The organism is Pseudomonas sp. FG36, from assembly GCF_057809275.1.
Genome location: NZ_JBMDJQ010000024.1, coordinates 47,737 through 74,709, shown reverse-complemented (window position 1 = coordinate 74,709; position 26,973 = coordinate 47,737). Strand labels below are relative to the sequence as shown.

Here is a 26,973-nt window from a genome sequence, read left to right as displayed (position 1 = left end):
TCAGCGCCCCTGCAGCAGCTCGGCGGCCTGGTCCAGCACCTTCAGCGGCTCGCTAGCCTTGTGAATGTCCGCCGACAGCAACTGGCGGAAGCGCCGCGCGCCCGGGAAGCCCTGGCCCAGCCCGAGGATATGCCGGGTGATATGGTGCATCGCGCCGCCGCTTTGCATATGCGCGACGATGTACGGGCGCAGCTTTTCAATGGCCTCGGCCCGGCTGACCACCGGCGCCGCGCTGCCGAACAGCTGTTGGTCGACCTCGGCCAGCAGGTACGGGTTGTGGTACGCCTCGCGTCCCAGCATCACGCCATCGAAGGTCTGCAGGTGGGTGCGGCATTCGTCGAGGGTCTTGATGCCGCCATTGAGCACCAGTTCCAGGTCCGGGAAGTCGGCCTTGAGTTGCGCCGCCACGTCGTAGCGCAGTGGCGGGATTTCGCGGTTTTCCTTGGGCGACAGGCCTTCGAGAATGGCGATGCGCGCATGCACGGTGAAGCTGCGGCACCCGGCGTCGCGCACCTGGCCGACGAAGTCGCACAGCTCGGCGTAGCTGTCGCGGCCGTTGATGCCGATGCGGTGCTTGACCGTGACCGGAATGCTGACCGCGTCCTGCATGGCCTTGACGCAATCGGCCACCAGCGCCGGGTGGCCCATCAGGCAGGCGCCGATCATGTTGTTCTGCACCCGGTCGCTGGGGCAGCCGACGTTGAGATTGACCTCGTCATAGCCGGCGTCCTCGGCCAGGCGCGCGCAGGCGGCCAGGTCCGCCGGCACGCTGCCGCCCAGTTGCAGGGCCAGCGGGTGCTCGGAATCGTCATGGCGCAGGAAACGCTGGGCGTCGTTGTGCAGCAGGGCGCCGGTGGTGACCATTTCGGTGTAGAGCAGGGCGTGCTGGGAGAGCAGGCGCAGGAAGAAGCGGCAGTGGCGGTCTGTCCAGTCCATCATCGGCGCCACGCTGAAGCGGCGGGACGGCTCGGAGCGTGGTGCAGTGGGGGTAGCGGCTTGAGAATGCATAAGTGTGGGGCACGAACTCAGCGAAGCCAGACGGCAGGGGGCGCTGGCAGGCAATGTGAAGAATGAATGGCTGCCAGTTTACCAAGCATGGCGAGATTCGTCCGGTTTGATCGGCGATCAGGTGCTGGCCGGTGCCTTACGCTGAACGTGTACACCGGTATTTCGCGCCATCGGTCGTATGGGCAGCTCTTCCTCTTGCCAATGATGACCAATGGGTAGGGCAAAGCAAAACAGGGGATTGCATCATGACTGACGAGGCGCAACGAATAATCGCGCTGGAGCAGGCGCTATTCGCATTGCTGGCTGCTGGCGCTGTCCGGGGCATCCCTCCAAATGATCTGCGTCTTCATGCCATTGGAGGGCTGCTTACCGGTGCTCGATGGAAGTGGATCGATGAAGCGCACGTTGGCGCCACGATCAATGAGCTCCAACAGGCCATGCGGGTTTTTGCGGAGTAAATTCGTCGAATGAGTCAGGTTTTCCAATAACTGGATAGCCGGCATAGAGCCGCTTCGCTATCTGTGCCTTACTTAGATCTCCTGCTGACGGAGGATGCGATGAGATCGAGAGGCCAGACCTACTGGGATTGGGCGGACGCCCAGCTGCACAGTCGTTCACATACCGAAGTGCTCGAGTCCGGGTTGACCATTGATGTTCAGGTCCGACTATCCCGTGTCTGTGCCACTCAAATATTCATTGGAATCTATGGGGCGGACGGCGCCTGCCTCCATGAGGAAGCGCACAAGGCAAGGCCAGGCCAATCCATGACCACCGCGATGCTCTGGGGTGTCGCGCTGGCACGCGACATGGGGGCGTCCTATGCGGCGCCAGGGCCTGACGCCAAGGCGACCGGTGGCGCGACGGAAAATCGAACGAGCCCGTGAGCCTCTTTCTCAAATCAGGTGTGGTATCCAGCAATTCCTTCCGAGGTATGCAGCGATGAGCACCGATCCGAGAGAGCAGGGCGGCACCAACCCAGACGATCCCACGACGCCTGACCCAGTGGAAGACGATCCGCTCATGGATGAGGAAGAGGAAGGCGAGGGCATGGGACAGCAGCGCAATCCAGACGACCCGGCGCGCAGGCCTGAGTGAGCGGGTTGTCAGGCCGAGCCCAGCTGCGTGCTGGGCTTTTGATCTGTCCGCAGGATCGGGTATCCACTCGGCCCATGGCGACTTGGTGGACATCGAGAGGTTACCCAAGGAGGCAAGATGCGCTACGAGCGGATTACCGCCATCGAGTACAAGTGCGCGTTCGGAACTAAATGAGGGCTGGGCGCGTTGCGCGAGTCTTTCAGGCCATGGGCCGTGCCCAGGAGAGGGGTTATTCCGCCAGCGGGACCTGCCGGCTGATATCTATTTCCAGCATGGCATCCAATTGTGTTTCGATCTGCAGGAAGCGCATGGCGCGCTTAGGGGAGATCTCATCGGCGAGGCGACGCGTGTATTTTTCCCGCAGTTGGATGTGGTCTTCCTGAAGGGTGTAAATGCGATTGAGCAGGTCGGTTGCCAGGGCGTCGGTGACATAGCCTTTGCTGTAGGCCTGACCGTAGTCGATCATGGTTTCGAGAATGCCCTTGTTGATCTTCAGCGCTTCGGCACGATAGGTGTTGTAGATCGGCCAGAACTTCTCGTTCTCCGCGCCCGCCAGGTCCATGTGGGCCTTGACGATCTGTTTACGCTTGTAGTCAGCGTCGTCCAGATTGTTTTGAATCAGCGCCTGGTTCTGTTTCATGACCTCCTTGCCCGTGGGCATTTCACTTTCAGCGGCGATCAGCGGCAAGCTGCAAAAAGCCAGGAGTGCGACAACGGTGCGCAACAGCATATCCATTTCCTCGGAGCGGGTGATGTGGGTTTCAAGGACTTCAGCAGGCAGTGCGGCGGCTTGGAGCGCGCAGCCTGGCATGCGTTAACAGCGTCGGGGCGCAAGGATAAAAGGCGAAGAATCTAAAATCAATCAAATGAGACAAATATGACTCATTTGATTGTTTGGCTGCGCGTTTGCTGCACGGACACCTGCAAGCCGTGGCGCGCGATACTCGCCGTGGCGTTGAGTCGCAAATCCAGCACGTGTCGGGCTTATCAGAGGGGCGGCGAGTACTGGGTGCTGTGAGAAGGCCGCCGGGAGGGATCGAGCACCGCATGCACGGCGCTACTACTGAGCAACGCAAAATACCCCCCCGCCTGCGCTCATATGGATCCACCCGACCGTGGAGGCCATTGCCCGCTACGTGCGCCAGGAACTCTGGTCTAGCCAGCAAGGCAAGGCGGGCTTGTCCGCGAGACCAAACATCCTGCGCAAACCATTCCCCGGCAACCGTGGGAACTGGCTTACTGGCAGCCGGTGCCTTGGCTGCCGGCACCGGCCGACCAGCCGTTTTACCTAGCGACTCATCCCCAACTCCGCATCGTCCATCAATGCCTTGGCCAGCGCGCTCAGGTAATACGACGCCCAAAGTAACTGGGGCTTTTCCTCCATGATGCCGGTGATGGTCAGGTCACGTACGCAGCCCATCAATTCCGAAGCCTGGTCCCGCGCATGCTGGCAAGGGATGCCGGGTTCGATGCAGAACAGCGGGTCGGTCTGGCCTTCGCCCTGGTAGAACTTGGTCTTGCCCACGGTGGTGTGGGGTGGGGTGGTATCTGTGGTCATCGTTGAATCTCCCTGAAGTGTTCCGCTGCCTGTTCTTGCGCTATCGCGGGGCAAGCCCGCTCCCACGTCGGGACGCAATGGCGTGGGAGCGGGCTTGCCCCGCGTCAGGCACCACATACCTTGTGATCTAGTGCAACGTACGCGGTTGTGCGTTCGGCATTTGCACCTGAATCAATGCCGACTCAAGCAGCACGCGCAGTGCCTCCATCTCATGCATGGAGGCCAGCATCAGAATCGAGGCGGGTGACTTGGGCTGCAGCAGAACAGCCTGATGCGCCACGTTTTGCGCGCACAGGGCGTACTCGGTGGCCTGGATAAGGGTGTCTTCGAGAGAGTGCTGGTTGTGGGGTGGATCGGGGACGATCTTTAGCATCGTGATTTACCGTTGACGGTGCCACCACCAGCCTGCTGTCAAACAGAAAGGCGGCAGCTGTACGTGGGTTGACAGACCGGCGGAAAATCACGCAAAAGTTCCGGCGCACGCAAGCGTGCCCACACGTACAGCCACCATTGAACGGGGACTGCCTGCGTGATTCTACCGTCACAGCCTGTCAAAGCTGTGTCGTTGATGTGCAACGACAGGCCGAGACTAGAGCGCCCACAGAGCAGCCGCAACGGAAAACAGGCGGCAGCAGTATGTTTGGGAAATGGACTACAAGGAAGGGGTAAAATCTGATTATTGACGCCCTTTCTCAGGAGGCAAGCCCTACTCACCGGCTGAATCGAACCAGCCTGCACGGCTCCAAATCAGGCGATGGCTTGCCACTGGCGATTTCAGTGCTCACGAGGCGGCCTACGGTAGCGGCTAGAGTGACACCAGGATGCATGACACAAACGTAAACACCGCTGATACCCGGTAGATAACCAACAAGCGGTGCACCATCGCTGGGTATCGGCCTGAGACCCACGCATGCCTTTTCTATATCGAGTGAAACGACGCCGTGTAACTCTGCTCTGATGGCTTCGGTGGTTCTCAGCGCAATGGCGCCTGGTTGGTTATCTGCGGCATTGTCCAGATAATCCTCCGCTGCCAACAGGCTGCCGTCATCAGCATGTCGCACCTCCATGGCTGCGTTGGAAATGATCCCTCGGACAAGGTGGGGAGGCGAGTGGTAGCGGATATAGATGGCAGGAGAGGCTTCGAGCGCAAGTGAGTAGCCCAACACCTCCGTCAATAGCGTGGTACCCGTTCCCGCCGCAAGCACCACCAGGTCCGCATCAATTACTCCGAGGGTGGTTTTCACACCTGAGACTTTATCTGCGCTACCCGTGAACCCTTCCACCTGTGTCTGCTCCAGCAACCTGGCACCTCGGGCTTGAGCGCCTTTGATCAAGGCCCAGGTGGCCGCTACTGCGTTCAGCGCGCCTTCCTCTGGAGCATGGTTGGCCTGGGCAGGAGGGTGTTTCAGATTAGGTTCCAGGGTGAGGATCTGAGCGCGGGATACCGTTGATATCCCTGTACCCGTCGCAGGGGCGGCCGGTACTTCCGGGAGGCCATAGGTCAGCGAACCGGTCCATTGAATGTGTAAGTCTGGCAGTTGCGCTTCGAGGCGACGATAGTCCGATACGGCTGCGGCCCGCAGTGCGGCGGCGGGATCTGCGTCACTGTAGGTGGTATTGATCCATGCAAAGGAAGTGGAGGTCACGCCAGACGCTACATGGCCAGCCTCCACGATGGTCACCTGCGCGCCTTGGCAAGAAAGGTGGTAGGCAACGGAGGCCCCCACGATACCTGCCCCCACCACTACCACATTCATTCCCGGGATATTGTTCATCGTGCTCCGTCACCGACTTGGGACTATGTTTCACTGGCCGTACCTGGCAACCCTGGGGCCACAGGGGCAAGCGGCGATAGTAAATGGAAAGCGTGAGTACCAGCGAGCCTATGTTTGATCGATACCTGAAGCAGTGGGGGCTGACCATCGATGGGGAGGCTTTCGTTTCACTCAATGGCAATCTATTGCCCGTTCGCCAAGGCGATACACCGGCGATGCTGAAAGTATCGCAGGCGCCGGAGGAGCAGGCCGGCAGCCAGCTGATGGCCTGGTGGGCAGGCGACGGTGCAGCCCCTGTGCTGGCTCACGCGGGCGAGGCGTTGCTGATGAAGCGGGCGCAAGGTTCGGCGTCACTTGCGCAGATGGTCGCAGATGGCAGGGATGACGAGGCTACGCGCATTCTCTGTGCCGTGGCGGCGCGCCTGCATGCGCCACGGTCGACGGCGAGGCCTGCGCTGGTGCCGCTGGAGCAATGGTTCGACGCATTGTGGAGCGCGGCGGCGACGCACGGTGGGGTGCTGGAGCACAGCGCAAAGGCGGCGAGGGCGCTTTTCGCAGCTCCCCAGGACGCTGCGGTGCTGCATGGCGACATCCATCACGGCAATGTGCTGGATTTCGGGCCGGCCGGTTGGCTCGCCATCGATCCCAAGGGGTTGTACGGCGAGCGGGGCTTCGATTTTGCCAACATCCTCTGCAACCCGGACGAAGCCAGCGCGCAGGCGCCGGGGCGCTTCCCACGGCGTATAGCGATCATTTCGCAGGCAGCCGGTATTGAGCGTCACAGGCTGTTGCAGTGGGTGCTGGCGTGGGCAGGGTTGTCGGCAACCTGGATGATCGAGGACGGCGCTGAGCCGGAGGGCAGGTTGGCGTTGGCGAGGCTGGCGGCTTCGGCGCTCGATGGCAGCGCTCGGGGTTCTGACTGAGGCATCTACGTGTTTCTCTGAGCCTGCTGATAGTCAGGTCGCGCACGCAGCCTATCAACTCCGAAACGTTGGGCGCGTGCATGCCGGCAAGGAGTAGCGGGCTTGATGCATAACAACGGGCACTCTGGCCTTCGCGCACTCCACCCCGCTCAAAACGCGCCCGGCACATAGACCACCTGATCCCGCCCCCCTTGCTTAGCGGCATACAGCCCGCTGTCGGCGCGACTCAGCGCGTCTTCGAGCGCTTCCCCCTCGGCGAACAGAGTGCACCCTGCGCTGAGGCTTACCCGCAGCGGGCCGCTGGCCAACTGCACCGGTTGGGTGCCAATCAGCTGACGTACCCGTTGCGCGATCCCGTTCAGTTCCGCGCTGTCCTTGACCGGCAGCAAGGCGACGAATTCCTCGCCACCCTGGCGCACCAGCAGGTCATCGGGGCGAAGCGCGGCGCGCAGGCGGCGGGCGCACTCGCACAGGACCTGGTCGCCGGCCGCGTGGCCATGCTGGTCGTTGACGGCCTTGAAGTGGTCAAGGTCCGCATAAATCGCCCCCAACTGCAGACCTCGCTCGTGGGCCAGGCGCCGCTCACGGTCATGGAAGGCGGCCAACGCTCCGCGGTTCCACAGTTGGGTCAAGGGGTCGAGCAGCGCTTTGCGCTGTTCGCGGTCCATCTCCAGGCGCAGGTCGCGGTTGGTCTGGATCAGGCTGCGCAGTTGCAGATAGCCCTCCGCAAGTGTGGCCAGGTCCTTGAAATTCGCCTGCTGGATCTCGTTCAGCAGGCGCGGTTGCGGGTCGAACATGCACAACGTACCGATGGCCTTGCCGTTTCCGGCGCGCAGCGGATGTCCGGCGTAGAAGCGGATATAGGGCGGATTCAGTACCAGCGGATTGTCGACGAATCGCGGGTCGCGCGTGGCGTCCGGCACCAGCAAGGTGCCGTCATAGAGAATGGCGTACCCGCAGAAGGACACGTCGCGCGGGGTCTCGCTGGCGTCCAGCCCGATCCTGGCCTTGAACCACTGGCGGTCCTGGTCGATCAGGCTGATCAGCACGGTGTCCACGTGTGCCAGGTCCTGGGTGAGCCGCACCAGGGTATCGAGGTAGTGCTCGGCGGGCGTATCGACCAGGTTCATCTCATCGAGGGCGTGCTGGCGCAGCGCTTCGTCGGTGGGGATCGGGCAAGCCGGCATCTTTGCTTCTCCATTCCATGGGCAGGGTCTGTGATGGGAACTACTTTAGACAAGCTTCACCACTGGCGAGTGACGCCGATCGGCTCGTCATCTGTAGGGCTGGCGCCTTGTGGCGGTTTGGCAATAGCTCATTGGGGCTATGGGGCTGGCAAGGCGCGGGTTGCTATGCTGCTGTCGATCTGGACACAGGGATTGGCCGGCGACGAATGGCGCTGCCACTACACGGAGGTTCACATGCAGATCACATTGCCGCTGAGTGTCAGCGACTGGGAATACAAGAGTGCCAGCGGGGGTGGGTTGACGGTGATGTTTGCCGCCGCCAGCGGTGGCTTGCTGACCTTGACCGATCCGAACAAGGCCGAGCAGCAGTTTCGCTACGGTTCGCTCGGGGTCGGTGTTGGCGCAGGCGCGCGTTTGCCACGGGTAGGCAAGATCAACCTGCTGGTACGCGGCAAAAGCGTCGGCGCGGCGGGCACCAACGCAGACCTTCCGGCGATCGGCACGGTACTGGTGACTGACTCGGTCGCGTCCCGGGGCCTGGTGCGCGATGACTTCAGGGGCGGGTGCGTGTTCCTCGAAGGTGGGTTGGGCCTGGTTGGCGGTGGCAGCGGCTCGGGCGTGCTGTTCGGCCTGGATCCCAAGCTGTTGGCCCTGGGTACCGCCGCGATAGGGGCGGGTGGCGCGTTCCTGCCGCAGGATACTTTTCCGCGCCTGCTGCGCTCGGCCAAGGGCGTGATCCTCTCCGCCGGGTTCAACATCGGCGTGCAGGCGGGCGGTGGCCTGGCGTTGACCTTGGGCGGGCTGTACTGATGGCCAGGGCGTGCTCGCGACAGCGTCAGGCGCCCACGGCTCCCGGCGCCGCGAGGTTGCAATACTGCCCCTTGAAGTACAGCAAAGGCTGCGAGGACGTGGTTTGCTGCAGGTTCAACGCCTTCACTTCACCGATGACGATCAGGTGATCACCCGCGGCGTGTTCAGCGTGAATCTCGCAATCGATCCAGTGCAGGCTGCCGGCAATGATCGGGTTGCCCAACGGTGACGGTTGCCATTGCACCTTGTGCCACTTGTCCGTGCCGCGCCGCGCGAACTGGTTGGAAATCTCGACCTGCTCACCCGCCAGGATGTTGACCGCGAAGCGACCGGCCTGGCGAATCCTGGGGTAGCTGGCCGAACTGGACATCACGCTGAATGACACCAGTGGCGGGTTCATCGACACGCTGTAGAACGACTGGCAAGTGAAGCCGATCGGCTCGTCATCGGTGTGCGATGTAATGACCGTGATACCGGAGGCGTAGTGCCCGAGCGCTTCGCGAAAGCTCGATGGCTCGATAGGGAGTGACATAGTAGATCCTGGGTGTGGGTACCGCTCGAAGGTGTGGGAAGGCCCGCATCTGTCCGGGCCCCCACCTGTTACCTCCGACCTGGGCTCAGCGCTTGTTTGCCAGCTCTCTGCGAACAATCTCCGCGCCCGCACTCAACGCATTGAGCTTGCCTCTTGCCACCTGGCGCGGCAGGGGCGCCATCCCGCAGTTGGTGCAAGGGTAGAGCTTGTCGGCGTCGACGAACTGCAGGGCCTTGCGCAGGGTATTGGCAACTTCCTCTGGGGTTTCAATAGCGTGGTTGGCGACATCGATGGCGCCAACCATCACTTTCTTGCCACGGATAAGTTCGATCAGGTCCATCGGCACGTGGGAGTTGTGGCACTCCAGCGAGACGATGTCGATGCTGGATTTCTGCAGCTTGGGGAAGGCTTCTTCGTATTGCCGCCATTCCGAGCCCAGGGTCTTTTTCCAGTCGGTGTTGGCCTTGATGCCGTAGCCGTAGCAAATGTGCACGGCGGTTTCGCACTTGAGCCCTTCGATGGCGCGCTCCAGGGTGGCCACACCCCAGTCATTGACCTCGTCGAAGAACACGTTGAAGGCCGGTTCGTCGAACTGGATGATATCGACACCCGCCGCTTCGAGTTCGCGAGCCTCCTGGTTGAGGATCTTGGCGAACTCCCAGGCCAGTTTTTCGCGGCTCTTGTAGTGGGCGTCATACAGTGTGTCGATCATCGTCATGGGGCCTGGCAACGCCCACTTGATGGGTTGCGAGGTTTGTTGACGCAAGAACCTGGCGTCATCGACGAACACTGGCTTGCGGCGAGCAACAGCGCCTACGACCGTCGGCACGCTCGCATCGTAGCGATCACGGATTCTGACGGTCTCGCGCTTCTCGAAATCGACACCGTCGAGGTGTTCGATAAAGGTCGTGACGAAATGCTGACGTGTCTGTTCGCCATCGCTGACGATATCGATACCGGCGTGCTGTTGCTCTTGCAAGGACAAGCGCAGCGCGTCTTGCTTGCCCTCGGTCAGTTCATCACCCTCCAGCTTCCATGGCGACCAGAGCTTCTCAGGCTCGGCGAGCCAGGCGGGTTTGGGCAGGCTGCCGGCAGTGGAGGTGGGTAACAGCTTTTTCATACTGGAAAACCTTGTGTCTGGTTGAGTCAAAGCGCGCAACGGGCGGACCACTGCTCGAGAATGGCCTGGTAGGGTTTGATGAAATGTTCTTGCGCAAACTTCCCCTGTTCGACAGCCAGGCGGCCGCGCTCTTCGCGGTCGTAAACGATGCGCGTCAACGAGTAGTCCTGGTGCTGCAAACTGGGTTGGTAGGTTTTGCCGGCGACGGAGTTCGCGTTGTAGATTTCAGGCCGGTAGATTTTCTGGAAGGTGTCCATCGTGCTGATGGTGCTGATCAGTTCCAGGTTGCTGTAGTCGCCCAGCAGATCGCCGGCAAAATAGAACGCCAGCGGCGCGGCGCTGTTGGGTGGCATGAAGTAGCGCACCTTCAAACCCATCTTCTTGAAGTACTCATCGGTCAGTGAGTATTCAGCCTGCAGGTATTCCACGCCCAGGACCGGGTGCCGGTTCTCCGTGCGGTGATAGACCTTGCTGCTCGAAACGCTCAGGCAGATGACCGGGGGCTTGCTGAAATGCTCCTTGTAGGCGTTCGAATTCACGAAGCACTTGAACAGCTTTCCGTGCAGGTCTCCGAAATCATCGGGTGTGCTGAAGGTTTGCCGATCCTTGTTGTGCCCCAACAGCAGCACGCTGAAATCGTAATCGCGCACGTACGATGAAAAATTATTGCCGACCATGCCGTCGATACGCTCGTTGGTTTCCCGATCGACCACTGTCGTTTTCAATATTTCAATCAAGGGCAGTGCAGGGGCGGCGCCCGAGAGGCCGATATCCATTTCCACCGAAATGATGTCGAGCTCGACTGTGTAGCGATCGCCTTTGGGGTTATCCCAGTGCGCCAGGGCATTGAAGCGGTTGTCGATCATCCTCAAGGTATTGCGCAGATTCTCCTGGCGGCTGTTGCCCCTGGCCAGGTTGGCAAAGTTGGTGGTGGTGCGGGTCTTGTCCGAAGGCTGGTAGTGCTCATCGAAACAAATACGTTTGAGAGTGAATGCAAACTCGTTGTTCATGGTGGTCGTGTGCCCTGATGTCTGAAGCGAGGCAAGAAAGGCCAGGGTTGAGATCATGGCGGCCGCGCCAAGCCAGGCTGCCTTTCTCGCTCACGCAAATTCGATGAGGGGATTGTCAAAGATTGGCTCGTCATGAGACAAACTCATTTTTTTTGCATACAAGTGTAGTTTTGCTCATGATCGATCTGAGGCACCTGCGCACCATCCATGCCTTGCGCGAAACCGACAGCCTGTACGAAGCCGCCGAGCGGCTACATCTGACCCAGTCGGCGCTGTCGCACCAGTTCCGCGAGCTGGAAGACCGTATTGGCATGCCGCTGTTCGTGCGCAAGTCCAAGCCGGTACGTTTTACCAGCGCCGGGCTCAAGCTGCTGGAGCTGGCCGAGCAGGTGCTGCCGCAGATCCGCGCCACCGAGCGGGACCTGGGCAAGCTGGCTGGCGGTACGGCCGGGCGGCTGCATATCGCGATCGAGTGCCACAGCTGCTATCAATGGCTGATGCCGTCGGTGGACGAATTTCGCGGTGCCTGGCCGGAGGTCGAGTTGGACCTGGCGTCGGGGTTTTCATTCGCGCCACTGCCAGCGTTGGAGCGGGGCGATCTGGACTTGGTGGTGACGTCCGACCCGATGAAGCTGCCGGGGATCAGCTACGTGCCACTGTTCGGCTATGAGGCACTGCTGGCCATCGACAATCATCACGCCTTGTGCGCAAAGCCGTACCTCGAACCCGCCGATATTGCCAGCCAGACGCTGATCACCTACCCGATCGAGCGCAACAGACTGGACATCTTCACCCGCTTCCTTGACCCGGCCGACATCGAGCCGGCGCAAGTACGCACCTCGGAGCTGACGATCATGATGATGCAGCTGGTGGCCAGCGGCCGCGGTGTGTGCTGCCTGCCGAACTGGGCCGTGCATGAATACAGCTCGCGCGGATACGTGACCACCAAGCGACTGGGGGAGAAGGGGCTGCAGGCGAAATTGTATGCGGCGGTCCGCAGCGACATGCTCGAAGTGCCTTATGTAAGCGACTTCCTGCTCACGGCAAAGGATATGTCCTTCGCGACGCTGGAGGGCGTCAATGCTGTTTCCGGGATTGCTGTTTGACAGCCAGCCCCAGCTAGCGCAGCGCATTGCCTGGCAATCGAGGCGCACGGATCAGCGGGTCATCATCGAGTCGGCAAGGATCGCGCGAAACACGCTGTAAATCCCCGAAAGCGCTGGTTACACATCCAGGCCACACACTTGCGTGCCCGCGGCCATAGTTCATGCCCAGGCTTCATCGGTGCGCGACAGCGCCGTTGGTCGGCTGAGTCGAAGCGCAAGCTGGATTCGGCCAGAAAAATGTACGATGATTTTCGTAATGCCAGGGAGGGGTCATGCCAAAAGGCTTCAAGGCAGCCAAGAGCGCGGTGATTGCCGCGCTCGAATCCGGGAGGTACTTGCATGCAGCGCGGGGCGATATCGAGGTAAAGAACCTGTTGGCCCTTGGCGCGGTCAGTGCGGGCGATGTCATCGAGGTCATCCGTGCTTGCAATGGCACTCACTACAGCTGCAGCCCACACCATGCTGTGCCAGCCATCGAAGTCCATGTGCTCAGGCGCTCCGGCTGGTACATCAAGTTGTATTTCATCGAGCCGCAGACGTGGTTCATCAGTGTTCACCAATGAGTAACCCAAGCATGAATATCCTGTTCGAGGGCGACACCGGCCAGGCCCTGTGCGAGCGTTGCCAGGCATTGGTCGCCATGCATTACACCCGGCGCGACGTGCCTTTCAGTGATGGCCTGGGCGTGGCGCGGGACATCCTGGTGGGCGTGTGCGATGGCTGCGATACGGTGGTGGCCATCCCGCCGCAGTCCACTCCGGCAATCCGCGAGGCGCGCAAGCAGCAGCTCAAGTCCATCGAGGCGCGGCTTCCGGCGGTGTATCTCGATGTGCTCGACGCGGCGATGCAAGCGGTCAGCAGCGAGGCGGGGGCACACCTGCGCAAGCTGTTCCTCGCCCATTATTTCCATTGGCTGGTGCAGGCCCGCCAGGGGGCGGGTCTGCAACCCGGCCACGAGGCCTTCGTCCAGGCACTCGACGCGCAGCGGCGTCAGAGGGGGTTGCCGGCGTCCGGAGCCACGCGGCGGCTGTCGATGAAGGTCAACGCGCACATGGCCGAGGATTTCCTGACGCTGCTGGGGCAAACCCGGATGAGTCAGACCGAGCTGCTCAAGGCGGTGATCGCAAGAATCCAGATGGATGTGCTCGAGGCGCGTGATCCGCAGGTGATCGAGACGCTGCAGCGGCTGACGCGAGTGGCGGGGTAGGTCGGGGCGGGCGCACCGCGCGGGCATCGCTCCTCACATGTGAGGCTTGCGCAGCTCATGATCCAGGCGTAACGTGCATCACATGTGAGACAAGGACACCCCCTTCGATGGCAGGCAAGAAAAGCTCCACCGACTACATGCGTGACATGCGTGCCCGGCTCAAGGCCGCAGGCCTGGTCAAGCGTGAGCTGTGGATCCTGCCCGAGCACGCCGCCGCCCTGCGCGGTATCGAGAAGGCTTTACGTCAGCCCCACGCGGGCAAACAGGTCAGAACGGAGGATTTCATGACCGAGCACACCCATTGGACGATCGAAACGCTGCACGGCGCCCTGCAAGGCCTGGACGAGGTGCGCGACGGCTCGATCGGCCTGTCCCTGCAACAGGGCGCCGAGCCCAGCCTCAAGCTGGTGATGAACGAACTGGACGGCCTGCCGCTGTACATCGCCGTGGCTGGTGAGCAGATCCTGGTCGACACGCTGCTGGTGGAAGCCAGCCAGGTGAAAGACCGCGCTGCATTCAACGATGCGGTGCTGCGCACTCGCGACGTGTTCCCGCTGTCGTCCATCGGCCTGCACACACTGCCGTCGGGCGAGTCGGTGTACACCATGTTCGGCGCCCTGAGCGCGGCCTCGTCGCTGGACAACATCGTCCAGGAGATCCACACCCTGGCCGACAACGTCATCACCGCCGCCGAAGATTTCGAAGACTACTTCACCCACTGATTCCGGAGATTGCACCATGAGTTTGTTGAGAAAGATCGTCACCGCCCTGCGTGGCGGCGCTTCGGAAGTCGGTGAGGCGATCGTCGACTCCCAGGCCCTGCGCATCCTCGACCAGGAGATCCGCGATGCGGACAACAACCTGATCGATGCGCGCAACCAGTTGGTCAAGATCATGGCCAAGCACAAGACCGCGCAGCAGCGCATCACCGAGTTCGACAAGACCATCGGCGACTGGGAGCAAAAGGCCATTGCCGCGCTGGACAAGGGCGAGGAGGGCCTGGCCCACGAATGTGCGGCGCGCATCGCCGACCTGACCAACCAGCGTGACAGCGAGCAGGCGTTGGCCGACCAGTTCGGTGCGTCGGTGACGACCCTGACCGCCACCGTGAGCAAGACCGAGGCGCAGATCAAGGGCCTCAAGCAGCAGGTAGACCTGGTCAAGGCTCGCGAAAGCGTGCAGCGTGCCCAGGTGAGTGCGGCGTCGGCCACCGGCGGCGCCAATGGCAGCCTGGAAACGGCGGTCGGCTCGCTGGACCGCATCAAGAAGCGCCAGATCGAGCGTGCCGCCGAGCTGGAAGCGGCGGCGGAGCTGGCGGGCAAGGCCGATGGCAGCGATCTGGAAGCACGCCTGAAGTCGGCCGGGATCGGTGCCAGCAACAGTGGCGCCGACGATGTACTGGCACGCTTGAAGGCCAAGGCGGCCAAGCCGGCGGAGTGATTCGTTGAGCGGGCCGGCCTGTCGTGGGCTCCGTGGGAGCGGGCTTGCCCCGCGATGGAGCCGGCCCGGCTGGCGCAAAACCCTGCTGCAGACCCGTTGGCGGGGCACACGAAAAGCAGTATCGTGTCGCCCCCGCCAAAGGACTGCCGCGACCCAAGGGATTTTCAATGTCGCCTTCTTCCAGCAGGCCCAGCCTGTTCGCTACAGCTCCAGTATTGGCTCCTGTTCCGTCATCCTCTCACCCAGGAGATGCCCCGTGGGTTGGTTGAAACGCTTCATGGGCTTCGAAGCCCCCAAACCTGCCGCCGGCAGTCAGGCCCAAGGCAACCTGCCATTCGGCCTGGGCAGTGGGCGCATGCTCAAGCTCGATCGCTCGCTCAAACTGCTGCTCGACGGGCATTCCGAGCTGGAGGTCCCCGAGCAGGAAGTGGTCTGGGCGGTCGGTGAAGTCGACCTCGGCCAGTCGGTGCGCCTGGCGCGCTTCTATATGGAAGACGAGGACTACTGGCTGCAGGTGGTGATGAACGGCGCGTCCGCTGACGATGTCCGTGACATCATCCTGTTCGGCTATTACAGCGTGGTGCCGGTCACCAGCGACGCGGAGCTCAAGCGCCTGGTCGGCCCCGAGTCGAACATCGGCCTGCCGTACTACGAGCACGAAGGCTACGAGTTCGTTCGCCAGTGGGGCAGCGAAGAGGGGCAGACCGAGCTCACGCCGATCAGCGAGTGGGTCACCAGCCCCGAGACCAGCTACCGCATCCAGCACCTGTCGATGCTGTATGCCCGCGAAACCGGCCTGACCGATCGCCGCGAATTCCTCCTGCTGTCGGTGGAGGAAGACGAGGACGGCAATGTCAGCCTGACCACTTCGGTGGGTGTCACCCTGCAATCAACGGACTTCAACGTCATCTGACAAGGATTCACCATGCTCGACGCACTTCGCATGTCGCTCAACGCCCAGGCAGTGATCGGCTTCATTCTCTACATCAGCGTGGCGCTGGTGCTGTTCTGGCTGTTCCAGTTCATCTACACGCACCTCACCCCGCACCGCGAATTCGCCCTGATCCGCGACAACAACAGCGCTGCGGCCATCGCCCTGGGCGGCGCGCTGATCGGCTTCTCGCTGCCGGCCAGCAACATCATCGCCTACAGCGTCAGCCTGCTAGATTTCGTGGTCTGGGTGGTGATCGCTGCCGTGGTGCAACTGCTGGCCTTCGCCATCACCAGCCTGGTGCTCAAGGGCTTGGCCAGCCGCATCGCCAAGGGCGAGATGGCTGCCGCGATCTACGCCGCCGCCGTGGCGATCAGCGTGGGCTTCCTCAATTCGGCCTGCATGACCCCGTCGGTCTGAGCCGTTTGCGCGCAAGGAGCCATACATGAGACGCAGTTCCGTCAAGCTGGTGCTGGCCAGTTCCCTGCCGCTGGCGCTCACCGCGTGCAGCGCGCCCGAGGAGACCTACACGGTCAGCAAGCGCAGCAACTACACCACCGTCCAGGCCTGTGTCGATGACAAGATGCCGGTGGACGTGTGTTCCGATGCCTACATGCAGGCGTTGGCCGACCACCGCCGCATCGCCCCGACCTATGGCGACAAGGCTGCCTGCGAGGCCGACTTCGTGCCGGACTACTGCCAGGTCACCAGCGACAACCGCTACATGCCGCGCCTCGGCGGTTTCGAGCTGGCGGTGTCGGGCGAAGTCAGCCAATCCCAGGTCGATGCGGCCCGCGCCCAGGTCGAGAACAGCGGCCAGGCCAGCAGCGGCGGCGGCAGCAATTTCAACGGCCTGCTGACCGGCCTGCTGCTTGGCCAGGTGCTCAGCGGCGGTAATCGCCAGTACTACTCGCAGCCGGTCTACCAGTACCGTGACAGTAGCGGTGGCTACCGCAGCACCACACTCGGCCAGCAGATCGACCAAGGCAAGCGCTTCGAGCGCTCCGACCAGGCCCAGCAGAGCGGTGGCAGCTACTCCAGCTACTACTCCGGTAGTTCCAGCGGCCGCAGCTACAAGTCCAGCACCTCGACCCGCTCCAGCGTGTCCTCGTCGATCTCCCGTGGCGGCTTCGGCAGCCAGGCCACTGCGCGCAGCGGCTGGGGCGGCAAGAGCAGCGGCGGCTTCAGTTTCGGCGGTTGAGCATGCGCAAGGTCCACTGCGATGAGCGCCCGGATTGGCGCACAACCGCCGAGCGTGAGGGCTTCGCCTTCCATACCATCGACGGTGAGCGCTACTGGGATGAGCGTGGTTACTACCAGTTCAGTGAGGCCCAGGTCAGCCGTGACCTGGAGGCGCCCACCCAAGAGCTGCACGCGATGTGCCTGGACGCGGTGACGCGCATCGTCGACAGCGAAGCGCTGATGACCCGCCTGGCGATTCCGCCGGCGTTCTTCGACTTGGTGCGCCGTTCGTGGAAGGAGGGGCATCCGCACCTCTACGGGCGTTTCGACTTCAGCTACGACGGCACGGGCCCGGCCAAGCTGATCGAGGCCAACTACGACACGCCGACCTCGCTGTACGAAGCCGCAGCGTTCCAGCTGATCTGGCTTGAGCAGCAGATCGAGCGCGGCGTGCTGCCGGCCCATGCCAGCCAGTTCAACACTCTGGCTGAAGACCTGGTGCGGGCTTTTGCCGCCTTCGAACGTGAAAGCCCGTTCTACTTCTCGGCCATCGGCGGCTCGATCGAGGACCGCGGCACCACGGATTTCCTGCGCAAGATGGCCGGGCACGTGGGTATCAGCACCCGGCATATCGACCTGGAGGATATCGGCCTGAACGACGAGGGGCGTTTCGTCGACCTCGAAGGCCGACCGATCCCGCGCCTGTTCAAGCTGCACGCCTGGGAGCATATCTTCCACGAGGACTTCGGCCAGGCCATCGCCGGTTGCGATACCCAGTTCGTCGAGCCAGCGTGGAAGTCGCTGATCTCCAACAAGGGCATCCTGCCGTTGTTGTGGGAATGGCATGAGGGCCACCCGAACCTGTTGCCGGCCTTCCTCGACGAAGATCCCCGGCGGCCAGTGCCCAAGGGCTGGGTGCGCAAGCCGTATTTCTCCCGCGAGGGAGCGAATGTGGACATTCGCACCACCGATGACCAGCGGGTGTTCGAGGACGGGCCCTACGATGATGCGCCGTATATCCTGCAAGGTTTCGCACCTTTGCCGAAGTTCGGTGACAGCTACACCCTGATCGGTTCTTGGGTGGTCGGTGATCTGGCCTCGGGGATCGGCATTCGTGAAGACGACACCCTGATCACCAAGGACAGCTCGCGGTTCCTGCCGCATGTGGTCGTGGACTGAGTGTCAGGGCTGCCTATGCGGGGGCCCTCCAATGGTCGGTTTCAGGACGCGCCGGGTCGCCCGCGCACAACCTCTTCGCGCAATAGCTGCCATGCTCTGAGGATGCCCGTGGACCGCGCGCAGCAAGACGCATGGCCACAGGCAAGGAGGGTGCCTGGCCTGCCGCCACCGTGACGCGGCCGGCGCACCGCAGCTGAACACCGCCGGACACTGGCCCGCGATCAGGGCCGGGCCGGGTTGCCGAGGTCTGCTGTATGCCTGATGAGTTGAACCACCTGCCGTTGATCCAGCGTGTCCTGGCCCGTGAAAAGGACACCCCCGGCGCCTTGTTGCCGATTCTCCACGCCATCCAGGCCGGCGCCGGCTACATCCCCGGCATCGCCGTCGCCGAGATCGCCCATGCCCTCAACCTCAGCCAGGCCGAGGTGCGCGGGGTGCTCAGCTTCTACCACGATTTCCGTACCACGCCGCCGGCCCGCCATACCCTGCGCCTGTGCCGCGCCGAGTCCTGCCAGAGCCGTGGCGCCGAGGCGCTGGCCGCGCAATTGCGCGAGCAGCTCGGGCTGGATGATCACGGCCGCAGCGAAGACGGTGCGCTCGACCTGCGTCCGGTGTACTGCCTGGGTGCCTGTGCCTGCTCGCCGGCGTTGGAGCTTGATGGCCAGCTCCACGCCCGCGTCACCCCGGAACGCCTGCGGGCGCTGGTGGCGAGCTGCCGAGAGGAGGTGAAGGCATGTTGAACCTGTGCATCTCCTGTGATTCGCTGGCCCTTGCAGTCGGTGCCGACCAAGTGGCCGATGCGGTCGCCCGCGAGGCGGCGCAGCGCAACCTGCCGATACGCATCAAGCGTACCAGCTCCCGTGGCTTGTATTGGCTAGAGCCGCTGGTAGAGCTGGACACCGCGCAAGGCCGGCTGGGCTTCGGGCCGGTCACACCTGAGGATGTCCCGGGCCTGCTCGATGCCCTGGCGGGCGACCACGCCGGCCATGCGCTGGCGCTGGGGCCGGTCGAGGACATTCCCTACCTGAAAACCCAGCAGCGTCTGTTGTTCGCCCGCGCCGGTATCACCCGGCCACTGTCGCTGGATGACTACCACGCCAACGGTGGCTTCGAGGGGCTGCGCCAGGCCACCTTGCTGGACGGCGACGAAGTGGTCGCGGCGGTGCTCGATTCTGGCCTGCGTGGCCGAGGTGGCGCGGCCTTCCCGGCGGGCATCAAGTGGCGCACCGTGCGCCAGGCGCCGGCTGTGCAGAAGTACGTGGTGTGCAATGCCGACGAGGGCGACTCCGGTACCTTCGCCGACCGTATGCTGATGGAGGGCGACCCGTTCCTGCTGATCGAGGGCATGATCATCGCCGGCCTCGCCGTGGGGGCAAGCAAGGGCTACATCTATGTGCGCTCGGAGTACCCCGATGCGGTGCGCGCGCTCAACGAGGCGATCCTGCTGGCCCGCGAGGCCGGTTACCTGGATGTCGCCGGCAGCGGCGTGGCCTTCGACCTCGAGGTGCGGGTCGGCGCGGGCGCCTATATCTGTGGCGAGGAAACCGCGCTGCTCGAGTCCCTGGAGGGCAAGCGTGGCATCGTCCGGGCCAAGCCGCCGTTGCCGGCGCTGGAGGGCCTGTTCGGCCAACCGACGCTGGTGCACAACGTGCTCACCCTGGCCTCGGTACCGATCATCCTGGCCAAGGGCGCGGCCTATTACCGCGACTTCGGCATGGGCCGCTCGCTCGGCACCTTGCCGTTCCAGCTGGCCGGCAATATCCGCCAGGGTGGGTTGGTGGAGCGCGCTTTCGGCCTGACCTTGCGCGAGCTGGTGGAAGGTTATGGTGGCGGCACCGCCAGTGGCCGGCCGATCAAGGCGGCACAGGTCGGCGGTCCGCTGGGTGCCTGGGTGCCGCCTGAACAGTTCGACACGCCGCTGGACTACGAGGCCTTCGCCGCCATTGGCGCGATGCTCGGTCATGGCGGCGTGGTACTGGCCGACGACACCCTCAACATGGCCGGCATGGCCCGCTTCGCCCTGCAGTTCTGCGCCGAAGAATCCTGCGGCAAGTGCACGCCGTGCCGGATCGGTTCGACCCGCGGCGTGGAAGTGGTCGACCGACTGATCGCCAGCACCGACCCGGCCTACCGCGAAAGCCAGGCGGGGTTGCTGCGCGACCTGTGCGACACGATGCAATACGGCTCGCTGTGCGCCATGGGCGGGATGACCCCGTACCCGGTGGTCAGCGCCCTCAAGCACTTCCCCGCCGATTTCGGCCTGGAGGCCGCGCAATGATCAATTACTTCGACCCCGGCAGCGACCTCGACCTGGGTACCCCGCAACGCCTCAGCGAGGTGCAGGTCAGCCTGGTCATCGACGGCCGTTCGATCAGCGTGCCCGCCGGCACCTCGGTGATGCGCGCCGCGGCCATGCTCGGCACCAGCATCCCCAAACTGTGCGCCACCGACAGCCTCGAGGCCTTCGGCTCGTGCCGCATGTGCATGGTCGAGATCGATGGCATGCGCGGCTACCCGGCGTCCTGTACCACGCCTGTAGGCGAGGGCATGGTGGTGCGCACGCAGACGCCACGCCTGGCCGACCTGCGCCGCAACGTGATGGAACTGTATATCTCCGACCATCCGCTGGACTGCCTGACCTGTTCGGCCAACGGCAACTGCGAGTTGCAGACTGTCGTCGGCCAGGTCGGCCTGCGCGAGGTGCGGTATGGCTACGACGGCGCCAATCACCTGGACGAACACAAGGACATTTCCAACCCGTACTTCGACTACGAGCCGAGCAAGTGCATCGTCTGCAGCCGCTGCGTGCGTGCCTGCGAAGACATCCAGGGCACCTTCGCCCTGACCATCACCGGGCGCGGTTTCGACTCGCGGGTGGCGGCGGCCGGCGGTGACGATTTCCTCAGCTCCGAATGCGTGTCCTGTGGCGCCTGCGTGCAGGCCTGCCCGACGGCGACCCTGAGCGAGAAAAGCCTGATCCAGCTCGGCCAGCCCGAGCGCGCGGTGATCACCACCTGTGCCTATTGCGGCGTGGGCTGCTCGTTCCGCGCCGAGATGAAGGGCGACCAGCTGGTGCGCATGGTCCCGGACAAGAATGGCGGCGCCAACCACGGCCATGCCTGCGTCAAGGGCCGCTTCGCCTGGGGTTATGCCACGCACCCGGACCGCATCACCAAGCCGATGATTCGCAAGCGCCTGGAGGACCCGTGGCAAGAGGTCAGCTGGGACGAGGCGGTCACCTATGCCGCCAGCGAGTTGCGGCGCATCCAGCTCAAGTACGGACGAGATTCGATCGGTGGGATCACCTCCAGCCGCTGCACCAACGAAGAGGCGTACCTGGTGCAGAAACTGGTGCGCACGGCCTTCGGCAACAACAACGTCGACACCTGCGCGCGGGTCTGCCATTCGCCAACCGGTTACGGCCTCAAGCAGACCCTGGGTGAGTCCGCCGGCACCCAGAGCTTCGACTCGGTGATGCAGGCCGACGTGGTGCTGGTGATCGGCGCCAACCCCACCGACGCGCACCCGGTGTTCGGCTCGCAGCTCAAGCGCCGCTTGCGCCAGGGCGCGCGATTGATCGTCATCGACCCGCGGCGTATCGACCTGGTCGATGCGCCCCATGCCCGCGCCGAACTGCACCTGCAACTGCGTCCGGGTACCAACGTGGCCATGCTTAACGCCCTGGCCCATGTGATCGTCTGCGAGGGCCTGCTCGACCAGCGCTTCATCGATGCCCGCTGCGAAACCGAGGACTTCGCGCGCTGGCGCGATTTCGTCGCCCAGCCCGACAATGCGCCTGAAGTGCTTGGCCCTCTGTGCGGCGTGCCTGCCGAGCAGATCCGCGCCGCCGCCCGGCTGTACGCCACCGGCGGCAATGCGGCGATCTACTATGGCCTGGGCGTGACCGAGCACAGCCAGGGCAGCACCGCGGTAATGGGCATCGCCAACCTGGCCATGGCCACCGGCAACATCGGCCGCGAAGGGGTGGGGGTGAACCCGCTGCGCGGGCAGAACAACGTGCAGGGCTCGTGCGACATGGGCTCGTTCCCCCACGAGTTGCCCGGCTACCGGCATATCTCCAACGAAAGCGTGCGCGCCGAGTTCGAGCAGGCCTGGGGCGTGACCCTGCAGCCCGACCCGGGCCTGCGCATACCCAACATGTTCGAAGCTGCGCTGGACGGCAGCTTCAAGGCGCTGTACTGCCAGGGTGAGGATATCGCCCAGAGCGACCCCAACACCCAGCACGTCACCGCCGCGCTGTTGGCGATGGAATGCGTGGTGGTGCAGGACATCTTCCTCAACGAGACAGCCAAGTTCGCCCATGTGTTCCTGCCGGGCAGCTCGTTCCTTGAAAAGGATGGCACCTTCACCAATGCCGAGCGGCGCATCTCGCGGGTGCGCAAGGTGATGGAACCGCTGGCCGGCAAGGCCGACTGGGAGGCGACCCTGGCCTTGGCCGACGCCCTGGGCTATCACATGGACTACCAGCATCCGTCGCAGATCATGGACGAAATCGCCCGCCTGACCCCGACCTTCCGCCGGGTCAGCTATGCCGAGCTCGACCGCCACGGCAGCCTGCAGTGGCCATGCAACGACGCCGCCCCCGACGGCACGCCTACCATGCACATCGAGCAGTTCGTGCGCGGCAAGGGGCGCTTCATGCTCACCGGTTATGTGCCCACCGATGAGAAGGTCAACAGCCGCTACCCGCTGCTGCTGACCACCGGGCGCATCCTCAGCCAGTACAACGTCGGCGCGCAGACCCGGCGCACCAGCAACGTCGCCTGGCACGACGAGGACCGCCTGGAGATCCACCCCAGCGACGCCGAGAGTCGTGGCATCGCCGACGGCGATTGGGTGGGCGTGGGCAGCCGCGCCGGGCAGAGCGTACTGCGCGCCAGGGTCAGCAGCCGAGTGGCGCCGGGGGTGGTGTACACCACCTTCCACTTCCCCGAGTCGGGGGCCAACGTGATCACCACCGACAACTCCGACTGGGCCACCAACTGCCCGGAATACAAGGTCACCGCTGTGGAGGTGGTGAAGGTGTTCCAGCCGTCGGAATGGCAGAAACGCTACCAGAGCTTCAGCGACGAGCAGCGGCGCTTGCTCAAGGAGCGGCGTCAGGCGGAAAAGGCGGAGGTGCGCCGATGAGCAGTAACAACCTGGTGAAGATGGCCAACCAGATCGCCCATTACTTCGACAGTGAGCCGGATCATGCCAAGGCGGTGCAGGGGGTGAAGCAGCATCTGCAGAGCTTCTGGACGCCGGCCATGCGCCGGCAGTTGCTGGCGTGGATCGAGGCCCACGCAGGCGAGGGGCTCGACCCCAAGGTGCGGGAGGCTTTGGCGTAGCTCGCCTGCTCCCGCAGGATGGCGCATGGCTTGAGGCTGATGCGGTCGTTGTGGGAGCGGGCTTGCCGGCGATGCGCCGCGTCAGCGGTGCCCTGTGGCCGCCGGCGGGCGCCCACTTTGATCCAATCTCCAGCAATAGATCTGCTCCGGATCCCCTTCGTCGAGGTTTTCGACTACACCGCTTGCGACGAAGCGCTGGCGCTCCAGCAAGCGGCGCATCGGCTCATTGGAGCGATTGGTCGAAGCAAGACGAATGTTCATGGCTTGGTTCTGCAGTGGCGGTGCCGCGATTATCCGCGCCCGGACACGTCCTGCACAGATGTTGGCGCAGCGCATGGCCTGGATGAAATGTCCGTCATGTTCGCAGGGTCAACGAATAGCCGGTGCTACGCTCGCAAAAACACCCTGACGGAAGCCCACCATGGACATGAACTGGCACCAGGCCCTGCAAGCGAGCCTGAGCTGGCTGGCGATCGCCTCGTTGGTCACCCTTGGCTGCTTCATCGCCGCCGCCTTCCTGGCGGTGCGCTGCACTCGCTGGGGTGCTCAGTTCTGGCACCTGGCCGGACCTTATTTCAGTTGGCGCCGCAGCTGGCGCCCGCTGCTGGCCTTCGCCCTGCTGCTGGTGCTGACGTTGTTCGCGGTGCGCCTGAACGTGCTGTTTTCGTTCTGGTACAACGGTTTCTATAGCGCCTTGCAGGCCCTGGACCAGACGGCGTTCTGGTACATGCTCGGGGTGTTCGCGGTGCTGGCGACCATCCATGTACTGCGTTCGCTGGTCACCTTCTATGTGACCCAGGCCTTCAACATCCGCTGGCGGGTGTGGCTCACCGAGCGCCTGACCGCCGATTGGATGCACGGCGATGCCTACTACCGTGGGCAGTTTCTCGCAGAGCCCGTGGACAACCCCGACCAGCGTATCGAGCTGGACGTGAACAACTTCGTCACCGGTTCCCTTTCCCTGGCGCTGGGGGCGGTTGGCGCGGTGGTGTCGCTGGTGGCGTTCACCGGCATTCTCTGGGGCCTGTCGGCGCCACTGGCCGTGGCCGGCGTCGAAATCCCCCGGGCGATGGTGTTTGCCGTTTACATCTATGTGCTGATCGCCACCTGGATCGCCTTTCGCCTCGGCCAGCCACTGATCCGCCTGAATTTCCTCAACGAAAAACTCACCGCCAACTTCCGCTACGCGCTCATGCGCTTGCGCGAGAACGCCGAGAACATCGCCTTCTACCAGGGCGCGCAGGTGGAGCGCGGCACCTTGCTCGGGCGTTTCTTCGCCTTGATTGGCAACGCCTGGGCCCTGGTATTCCGGAACCTCAAGTTCAGCGGGTTCAACCTGGGTGTAAGCCAGGTGGCGGTGGTGTTCCCGTTCATCCTCCAGGCGCCGCGCTTTTTCAGTGGTGCGATCAAGCTCGGCGATGTGATGCAGACCGCCCAGGCCTTCGGCCAAGTGCAGGATTCACTGTCGTTCTTCCGTGAGTCTTACGACACCTTCGCCCGGTATCGTGCCACCCTCGACCGTCTGACCGGGTTTCTCGATGCCAATCAGCAGGCCAGTGAGTTGCCACGGGTGACCACCGTGGACCAGGCGCATGCGCTGGGCATCCATGGCTTGCAGGTGCGTCGGCCCGACGGCCACGCGCTGATCACCGATCTCGACCTGAACCTGCACAGCGGCCAGGCACTGCTGATCAAGGGACCTTCGGGCAGCGGCAAGACCACCTTGCTGCGCGCCCTGGCGGGCCTGTGGCCCCATGCCGACGGTGAGGTCAGGCGGCCGTTGGGGACGCAGGCGCTGTTCCTCTCGCAACGTCCGTACCTGCCGTTGGGTGACCTGCGTACTGCCATCGCCTATCCGGCGCAGGGCGCGCCTGGGGACGATGCGCGCATGCAACAGGCCCTGCGCCAGGTCAATCTTGCCCACCTGGCCGAGCGACTGGACGAGCCGCGTGACTGGTCGCGCATCTTGTCACTGGGCGAACAGCAGCGCCTGGCGTTTTCCCGGGTGCTGTTCAACCGGCCGCAGGTGGTGTTCCTCGACGAGTCCACCTCGGCGATGGACGAAGGGCTGGAGCATGCGTTGTATTCGCTGCTGCGTGAGCAGTTGCCGGCGACGCTGCTGGTCAGCGTCGGGCACCGCAGCACCCTGGCGGCGTTCCATTCCCATCGCCTGGAGGTGGACGGGCAGGGGGGCTGGTCGCTCCTGGAGCCGCAGCCGTCAGCCATGACCCCGTGATTCCAGGCCGCCCGCATCCTTGAGTGAGCTTGCCCCGCGATGGCGCCAGTCCAGGCAATGAGATTGGTCCTGCCAGCTTTATCGCCGGGTAAACCACAGTCCTGCCAGCGTGACCAGAGCGAACCCGCCCCCCACCATGAACGTCGCCCGATGCCCCACCCAGTCCCACAAACCACCGGCCAGTACACTTGCTGCCAGCAACGCCACCCCGGTCACCAGGTAGAACACGCCGAACGCAGTCCCGCGCAGCGCCTCGGGCGCGCTGTCGGCGATCAGGGCGCTGAACACGCCCTGGGTAAAGCCCATGTGCAGTCCCCACAGGGTAACTCCCAGCACCACGCCGGGTAGGCCCGGAATCCAGGCCAGCAGCAGATCGGCCATTACCAGCAGGGCCAGCCCGACCATCAACACACCCTGTCTCCCCATCCGGTCGGAGAGTGCGCCGGCAGGGTAGGCCGACAGTGCATATGCCAGCGACATCAGCACCAGCACGGCTGGCGCCCACAGTGCCGCAAGGCCCAGCGCCTGAGCGCGCAGCAGCAGAAAGGCCTCGCTGAAGCGCGCCAGGGTGAACAGCGTGGCTAGCATGACCAGGCGCCAGTAACGGATGCCCAGCCGGGTCAGCTCACGCAATGCCAGGGGAGCGGCGCGCGCACTTGTCGCTGCGGGTTTGTCGGGCTCGCGAACGAAGGCGATCAACACATAGAGCGCCATAAATGCGGGGATTACCGCCACCCAGAAAACCGTCTGGAAGTGGCCCGCGGTCAACCACATCAACAGGATCGCCAGCAATGGCCCGAAAAAGGCCCCGACCGTATCCAGCGCCTGGCGCAGGCCGAATGCTGCGCCGCGCAGTTGGGCGGGAGTGACATCGGCAATCAGCGCATCCCTCGGCGCGCCACGGATGCCCTTGCCGACACGGTCGAGAAAACGCGCAGCGGTCAGCCATTCCAGCCCAGGGGCTAGCGGGAACACCGGCTTGGTCACGGCAGCCAGGCCGTAGCCGATCACCGTCAGCAGCTTGCGCTTGCCCAGGCGGTCGCTGAGGGTGCCGGAGAACACCTTGGTAAACGCCGCCGTCGCCTCGGCGATACCTTCGATCAGGCCGACGGCCAGCACCGAGGTGCCGAGTACGCTGACCATGTATAGCGGGAGTAGGGCGTGGATCATCTCCGAAGAGATGTCCATCAGTAGCGAGACAAAACCCAGGGCCCAGACGCTGCGGGGGATGAGGGCGAGGCTGTGGCGGCGGCACGAGTGCGGAACACTGTTCATGGGTGATCTCGGCGTTGCTCCGATTTCACTCTAGACAATAGTGGCCTC

Annotated in this window: 30 protein-coding genes; 19 read left to right on the top strand and 11 right to left on the bottom strand. The window is 63.5% G+C overall.

Going from position 1 to position 26,973, the window contains the following annotated elements; genetic code table 11:
- Entirely contained in the window at positions 1–1,008 is a 1,008-nt protein-coding gene (gene dusA, locus ACODS9_RS18495; RefSeq protein ID WP_489094448.1) for a tRNA dihydrouridine(20/20a) synthase DusA, read from the bottom strand.
- Between the two features lie 245 nt (positions 1,009–1,253).
- Between dusA and ACODS9_RS18490 the strand changes: the two genes are divergently transcribed.
- The 3 genes from ACODS9_RS18490 (at position 1,254) to ACODS9_RS18480 (ending at position 2,103) form a co-directional block, all read left to right on the top strand.
- Positions 1,254–1,466 carry a hypothetical protein gene (locus ACODS9_RS18490; protein WP_330125915.1) on the top strand — a complete coding sequence of 71 codons (213 nt, stop codon included), beginning with the start codon at positions 1,254–1,256 and terminating at the stop codon, positions 1,464–1,466.
- Positions 1,467–1,565: 99 nt separating this feature from the next.
- Positions 1,566–1,892 carry a hypothetical protein gene (locus ACODS9_RS18485; RefSeq protein ID WP_489094447.1) on the top strand — a complete coding sequence of 109 codons (327 nt, stop codon included), beginning with the start codon at positions 1,566–1,568 and terminating at the stop codon, positions 1,890–1,892.
- A gap of 55 nt (positions 1,893–1,947) precedes the next feature.
- Positions 1,948–2,103, top strand: coding sequence for a hypothetical protein (locus ACODS9_RS18480; protein ID WP_156177654.1), 156 nt, complete (start codon positions 1,948–1,950; stop codon positions 2,101–2,103).
- A gap of 229 nt (positions 2,104–2,332) precedes the next feature.
- On the opposite strand, the gene ACODS9_RS18475 is transcribed toward ACODS9_RS18480, so the two are convergent.
- From ACODS9_RS18475 to ACODS9_RS18460, 4 genes are all read right to left on the bottom strand, one after another.
- Positions 2,333–2,833: a transcriptional regulator gene (locus tag ACODS9_RS18475; RefSeq protein ID WP_367856579.1), complete on the bottom strand. Its 501-nt coding sequence runs from the start codon at positions 2,831–2,833 to the stop codon at positions 2,333–2,335.
- A 558-nt stretch (positions 2,834–3,391) separates the two neighbouring features.
- Positions 3,392–3,661 carry a DUF3077 domain-containing protein gene (locus ACODS9_RS18470; protein WP_102684504.1) on the bottom strand — a complete coding sequence of 90 codons (270 nt, stop codon included), beginning with the start codon at positions 3,659–3,661 and terminating at the stop codon, positions 3,392–3,394.
- 127 nt (positions 3,662–3,788) lie between these two features.
- Positions 3,789–4,034: a hypothetical protein gene (locus tag ACODS9_RS18465; RefSeq protein WP_401105762.1), complete on the bottom strand. Its 246-nt coding sequence runs from the start codon at positions 4,032–4,034 to the stop codon at positions 3,789–3,791.
- A 337-nt stretch (positions 4,035–4,371) separates the two neighbouring features.
- A complete protein-coding gene (locus tag ACODS9_RS18460) occupies positions 4,372–5,436 on the bottom strand; it encodes an NAD(P)/FAD-dependent oxidoreductase (RefSeq protein WP_489094446.1) in 1,065 nt (354 codons plus the stop codon).
- Positions 5,437–5,546: 110 nt separating this feature from the next.
- On the opposite strand from ACODS9_RS18460, the gene ACODS9_RS18455 reads away from it, so the two are divergent.
- The gene (locus ACODS9_RS18455) at positions 5,547–6,359 is read left to right on the top strand and encodes an aminoglycoside phosphotransferase family protein (protein ID WP_489094454.1); all 813 of its coding nucleotides are present in this window, start codon (positions 5,547–5,549) and stop codon (positions 6,357–6,359) included.
- A 149-nt stretch (positions 6,360–6,508) separates the two neighbouring features.
- Here ACODS9_RS18455 and ACODS9_RS18450 read toward each other — a convergent pair whose 3' ends face one another.
- A complete protein-coding gene (locus ACODS9_RS18450) occupies positions 6,509–7,546 on the bottom strand; it encodes a sensor domain-containing diguanylate cyclase (protein WP_489094445.1) in 1,038 nt (345 codons plus the stop codon).
- A 234-nt stretch (positions 7,547–7,780) separates the two neighbouring features.
- Between ACODS9_RS18450 and ACODS9_RS18445 the strand changes: the two genes are divergently transcribed.
- Positions 7,781–8,356, top strand: coding sequence for a hypothetical protein (locus ACODS9_RS18445; protein ID WP_367856573.1), 576 nt, complete (start codon positions 7,781–7,783; stop codon positions 8,354–8,356).
- 25 nt (positions 8,357–8,381) lie between these two features.
- Here ACODS9_RS18445 and ACODS9_RS18440 read toward each other — a convergent pair whose 3' ends face one another.
- The 3 genes from ACODS9_RS18440 to ACODS9_RS18430 all read right to left on the bottom strand — a co-directional run bounded on the left by ACODS9_RS18440 (position 8,382) and on the right by ACODS9_RS18430 (position 11,018).
- On the bottom strand, positions 8,382–8,888 hold the full coding sequence (locus ACODS9_RS18440) for a flavin reductase family protein (protein WP_023630563.1): 507 nt from the start codon (positions 8,886–8,888) through the stop codon (positions 8,382–8,384).
- Positions 8,889–8,973: 85 nt separating this feature from the next.
- Positions 8,974–10,008, bottom strand: coding sequence for a methionine synthase (locus tag ACODS9_RS18435; RefSeq protein ID WP_046856325.1), 1,035 nt, complete (start codon positions 10,006–10,008; stop codon positions 8,974–8,976).
- Between the two features lie 26 nt (positions 10,009–10,034).
- Positions 10,035–11,018, bottom strand: a complete 984-nt coding sequence (locus ACODS9_RS18430; RefSeq protein ID WP_489094453.1) for a DUF1852 domain-containing protein — start codon at positions 11,016–11,018, stop codon at positions 10,035–10,037.
- A 176-nt stretch (positions 11,019–11,194) separates the two neighbouring features.
- Here ACODS9_RS18430 and ACODS9_RS18425 point away from each other — a divergent pair, with 176 nt between their 5' ends.
- From ACODS9_RS18425 to ACODS9_RS18365, 13 genes are all read left to right on the top strand, one after another.
- The gene (locus ACODS9_RS18425) at positions 11,195–12,124 is read left to right on the top strand and encodes a LysR family transcriptional regulator (protein ID WP_476258894.1); all 930 of its coding nucleotides are present in this window, start codon (positions 11,195–11,197) and stop codon (positions 12,122–12,124) included.
- 272 nt (positions 12,125–12,396) lie between these two features.
- Complete coding sequence (locus tag ACODS9_RS18420; RefSeq protein ID WP_489094444.1) at positions 12,397–12,687, top strand: hypothetical protein; 291 nt, start codon at positions 12,397–12,399, stop codon at positions 12,685–12,687.
- A gap of 11 nt (positions 12,688–12,698) precedes the next feature.
- The gene (locus ACODS9_RS18415; protein ID WP_104444191.1) at positions 12,699–13,331 is read left to right on the top strand and encodes a hypothetical protein; all 633 of its coding nucleotides are present in this window, start codon (positions 12,699–12,701) and stop codon (positions 13,329–13,331) included.
- A gap of 107 nt (positions 13,332–13,438) precedes the next feature.
- Positions 13,439–14,053 carry a YjfI family protein gene (locus tag ACODS9_RS18410; protein ID WP_046856320.1) on the top strand — a complete coding sequence of 205 codons (615 nt, stop codon included), beginning with the start codon at positions 13,439–13,441 and terminating at the stop codon, positions 14,051–14,053.
- 16 nt (positions 14,054–14,069) lie between these two features.
- Positions 14,070–14,771: a PspA/IM30 family protein gene (locus ACODS9_RS18405; RefSeq protein ID WP_401105777.1), complete on the top strand. Its 702-nt coding sequence runs from the start codon at positions 14,070–14,072 to the stop codon at positions 14,769–14,771.
- A 256-nt stretch (positions 14,772–15,027) separates the two neighbouring features.
- The gene (locus ACODS9_RS18400; protein WP_046856318.1) at positions 15,028–15,684 is read left to right on the top strand and encodes a DUF2491 family protein; all 657 of its coding nucleotides are present in this window, start codon (positions 15,028–15,030) and stop codon (positions 15,682–15,684) included.
- Positions 15,685–15,696: 12 nt separating this feature from the next.
- On the top strand, positions 15,697–16,122 hold the full coding sequence (locus tag ACODS9_RS18395) for a DUF350 domain-containing protein (protein WP_046856317.1): 426 nt from the start codon (positions 15,697–15,699) through the stop codon (positions 16,120–16,122).
- Between the two features lie 25 nt (positions 16,123–16,147).
- Positions 16,148–16,903 carry a DUF1190 domain-containing protein gene (locus ACODS9_RS18390; RefSeq protein ID WP_401105780.1) on the top strand — a complete coding sequence of 252 codons (756 nt, stop codon included), beginning with the start codon at positions 16,148–16,150 and terminating at the stop codon, positions 16,901–16,903.
- 2 nt (positions 16,904–16,905) lie between these two features.
- Positions 16,906–18,063: a glutathionylspermidine synthase family protein gene (locus ACODS9_RS18385; RefSeq protein WP_489094443.1), complete on the top strand. Its 1,158-nt coding sequence runs from the start codon at positions 16,906–16,908 to the stop codon at positions 18,061–18,063.
- 254 nt (positions 18,064–18,317) lie between these two features.
- Positions 18,318–18,803, top strand: coding sequence for a formate dehydrogenase subunit gamma (locus ACODS9_RS18380; protein WP_046856314.1), 486 nt, complete (start codon positions 18,318–18,320; stop codon positions 18,801–18,803).
- Entirely contained in the window at positions 18,797–20,341 is a 1,545-nt protein-coding gene (locus tag ACODS9_RS18375) for a formate dehydrogenase beta subunit (RefSeq protein WP_489094442.1), read from the top strand. The genes ACODS9_RS18380 and ACODS9_RS18375 overlap by 7 nt, the downstream gene beginning before the upstream one ends.
- Positions 20,338–23,214, top strand: coding sequence for a formate dehydrogenase subunit alpha (fdhF, locus tag ACODS9_RS18370; RefSeq protein WP_489094441.1), 2,877 nt, complete (start codon positions 20,338–20,340; stop codon positions 23,212–23,214). The genes ACODS9_RS18375 and fdhF overlap by 4 nt, the downstream gene beginning before the upstream one ends.
- The gene (locus ACODS9_RS18365) at positions 23,211–23,414 is read left to right on the top strand and encodes a formate dehydrogenase subunit delta (RefSeq protein WP_489094440.1); all 204 of its coding nucleotides are present in this window, start codon (positions 23,211–23,213) and stop codon (positions 23,412–23,414) included. Before fdhF ends, ACODS9_RS18365 begins: the two co-directional genes overlap by 4 nt.
- Before the next feature lie 81 nt (positions 23,415–23,495).
- Here the strand turns inward: ACODS9_RS18365 and ACODS9_RS18360 are convergent, their stop codons facing one another.
- On the bottom strand, positions 23,496–23,675 hold the full coding sequence (locus ACODS9_RS18360; protein WP_401105788.1) for a hypothetical protein: 180 nt from the start codon (positions 23,673–23,675) through the stop codon (positions 23,496–23,498).
- 160 nt (positions 23,676–23,835) lie between these two features.
- Here ACODS9_RS18360 and ACODS9_RS18355 point away from each other — a divergent pair, with 160 nt between their 5' ends.
- Complete coding sequence (locus tag ACODS9_RS18355; protein WP_489094439.1) at positions 23,836–25,650, top strand: ABC transporter ATP-binding protein/permease; 1,815 nt, start codon at positions 23,836–23,838, stop codon at positions 25,648–25,650.
- A 78-nt stretch (positions 25,651–25,728) separates the two neighbouring features.
- Here ACODS9_RS18355 and ACODS9_RS18350 read toward each other — a convergent pair whose 3' ends face one another.
- The gene (locus tag ACODS9_RS18350) at positions 25,729–26,925 is read right to left on the bottom strand and encodes an MFS transporter (protein ID WP_489094438.1); all 1,197 of its coding nucleotides are present in this window, start codon (positions 26,923–26,925) and stop codon (positions 25,729–25,731) included.
- Between the last annotated feature and the right edge of the window lie 48 nt (positions 26,926–26,973).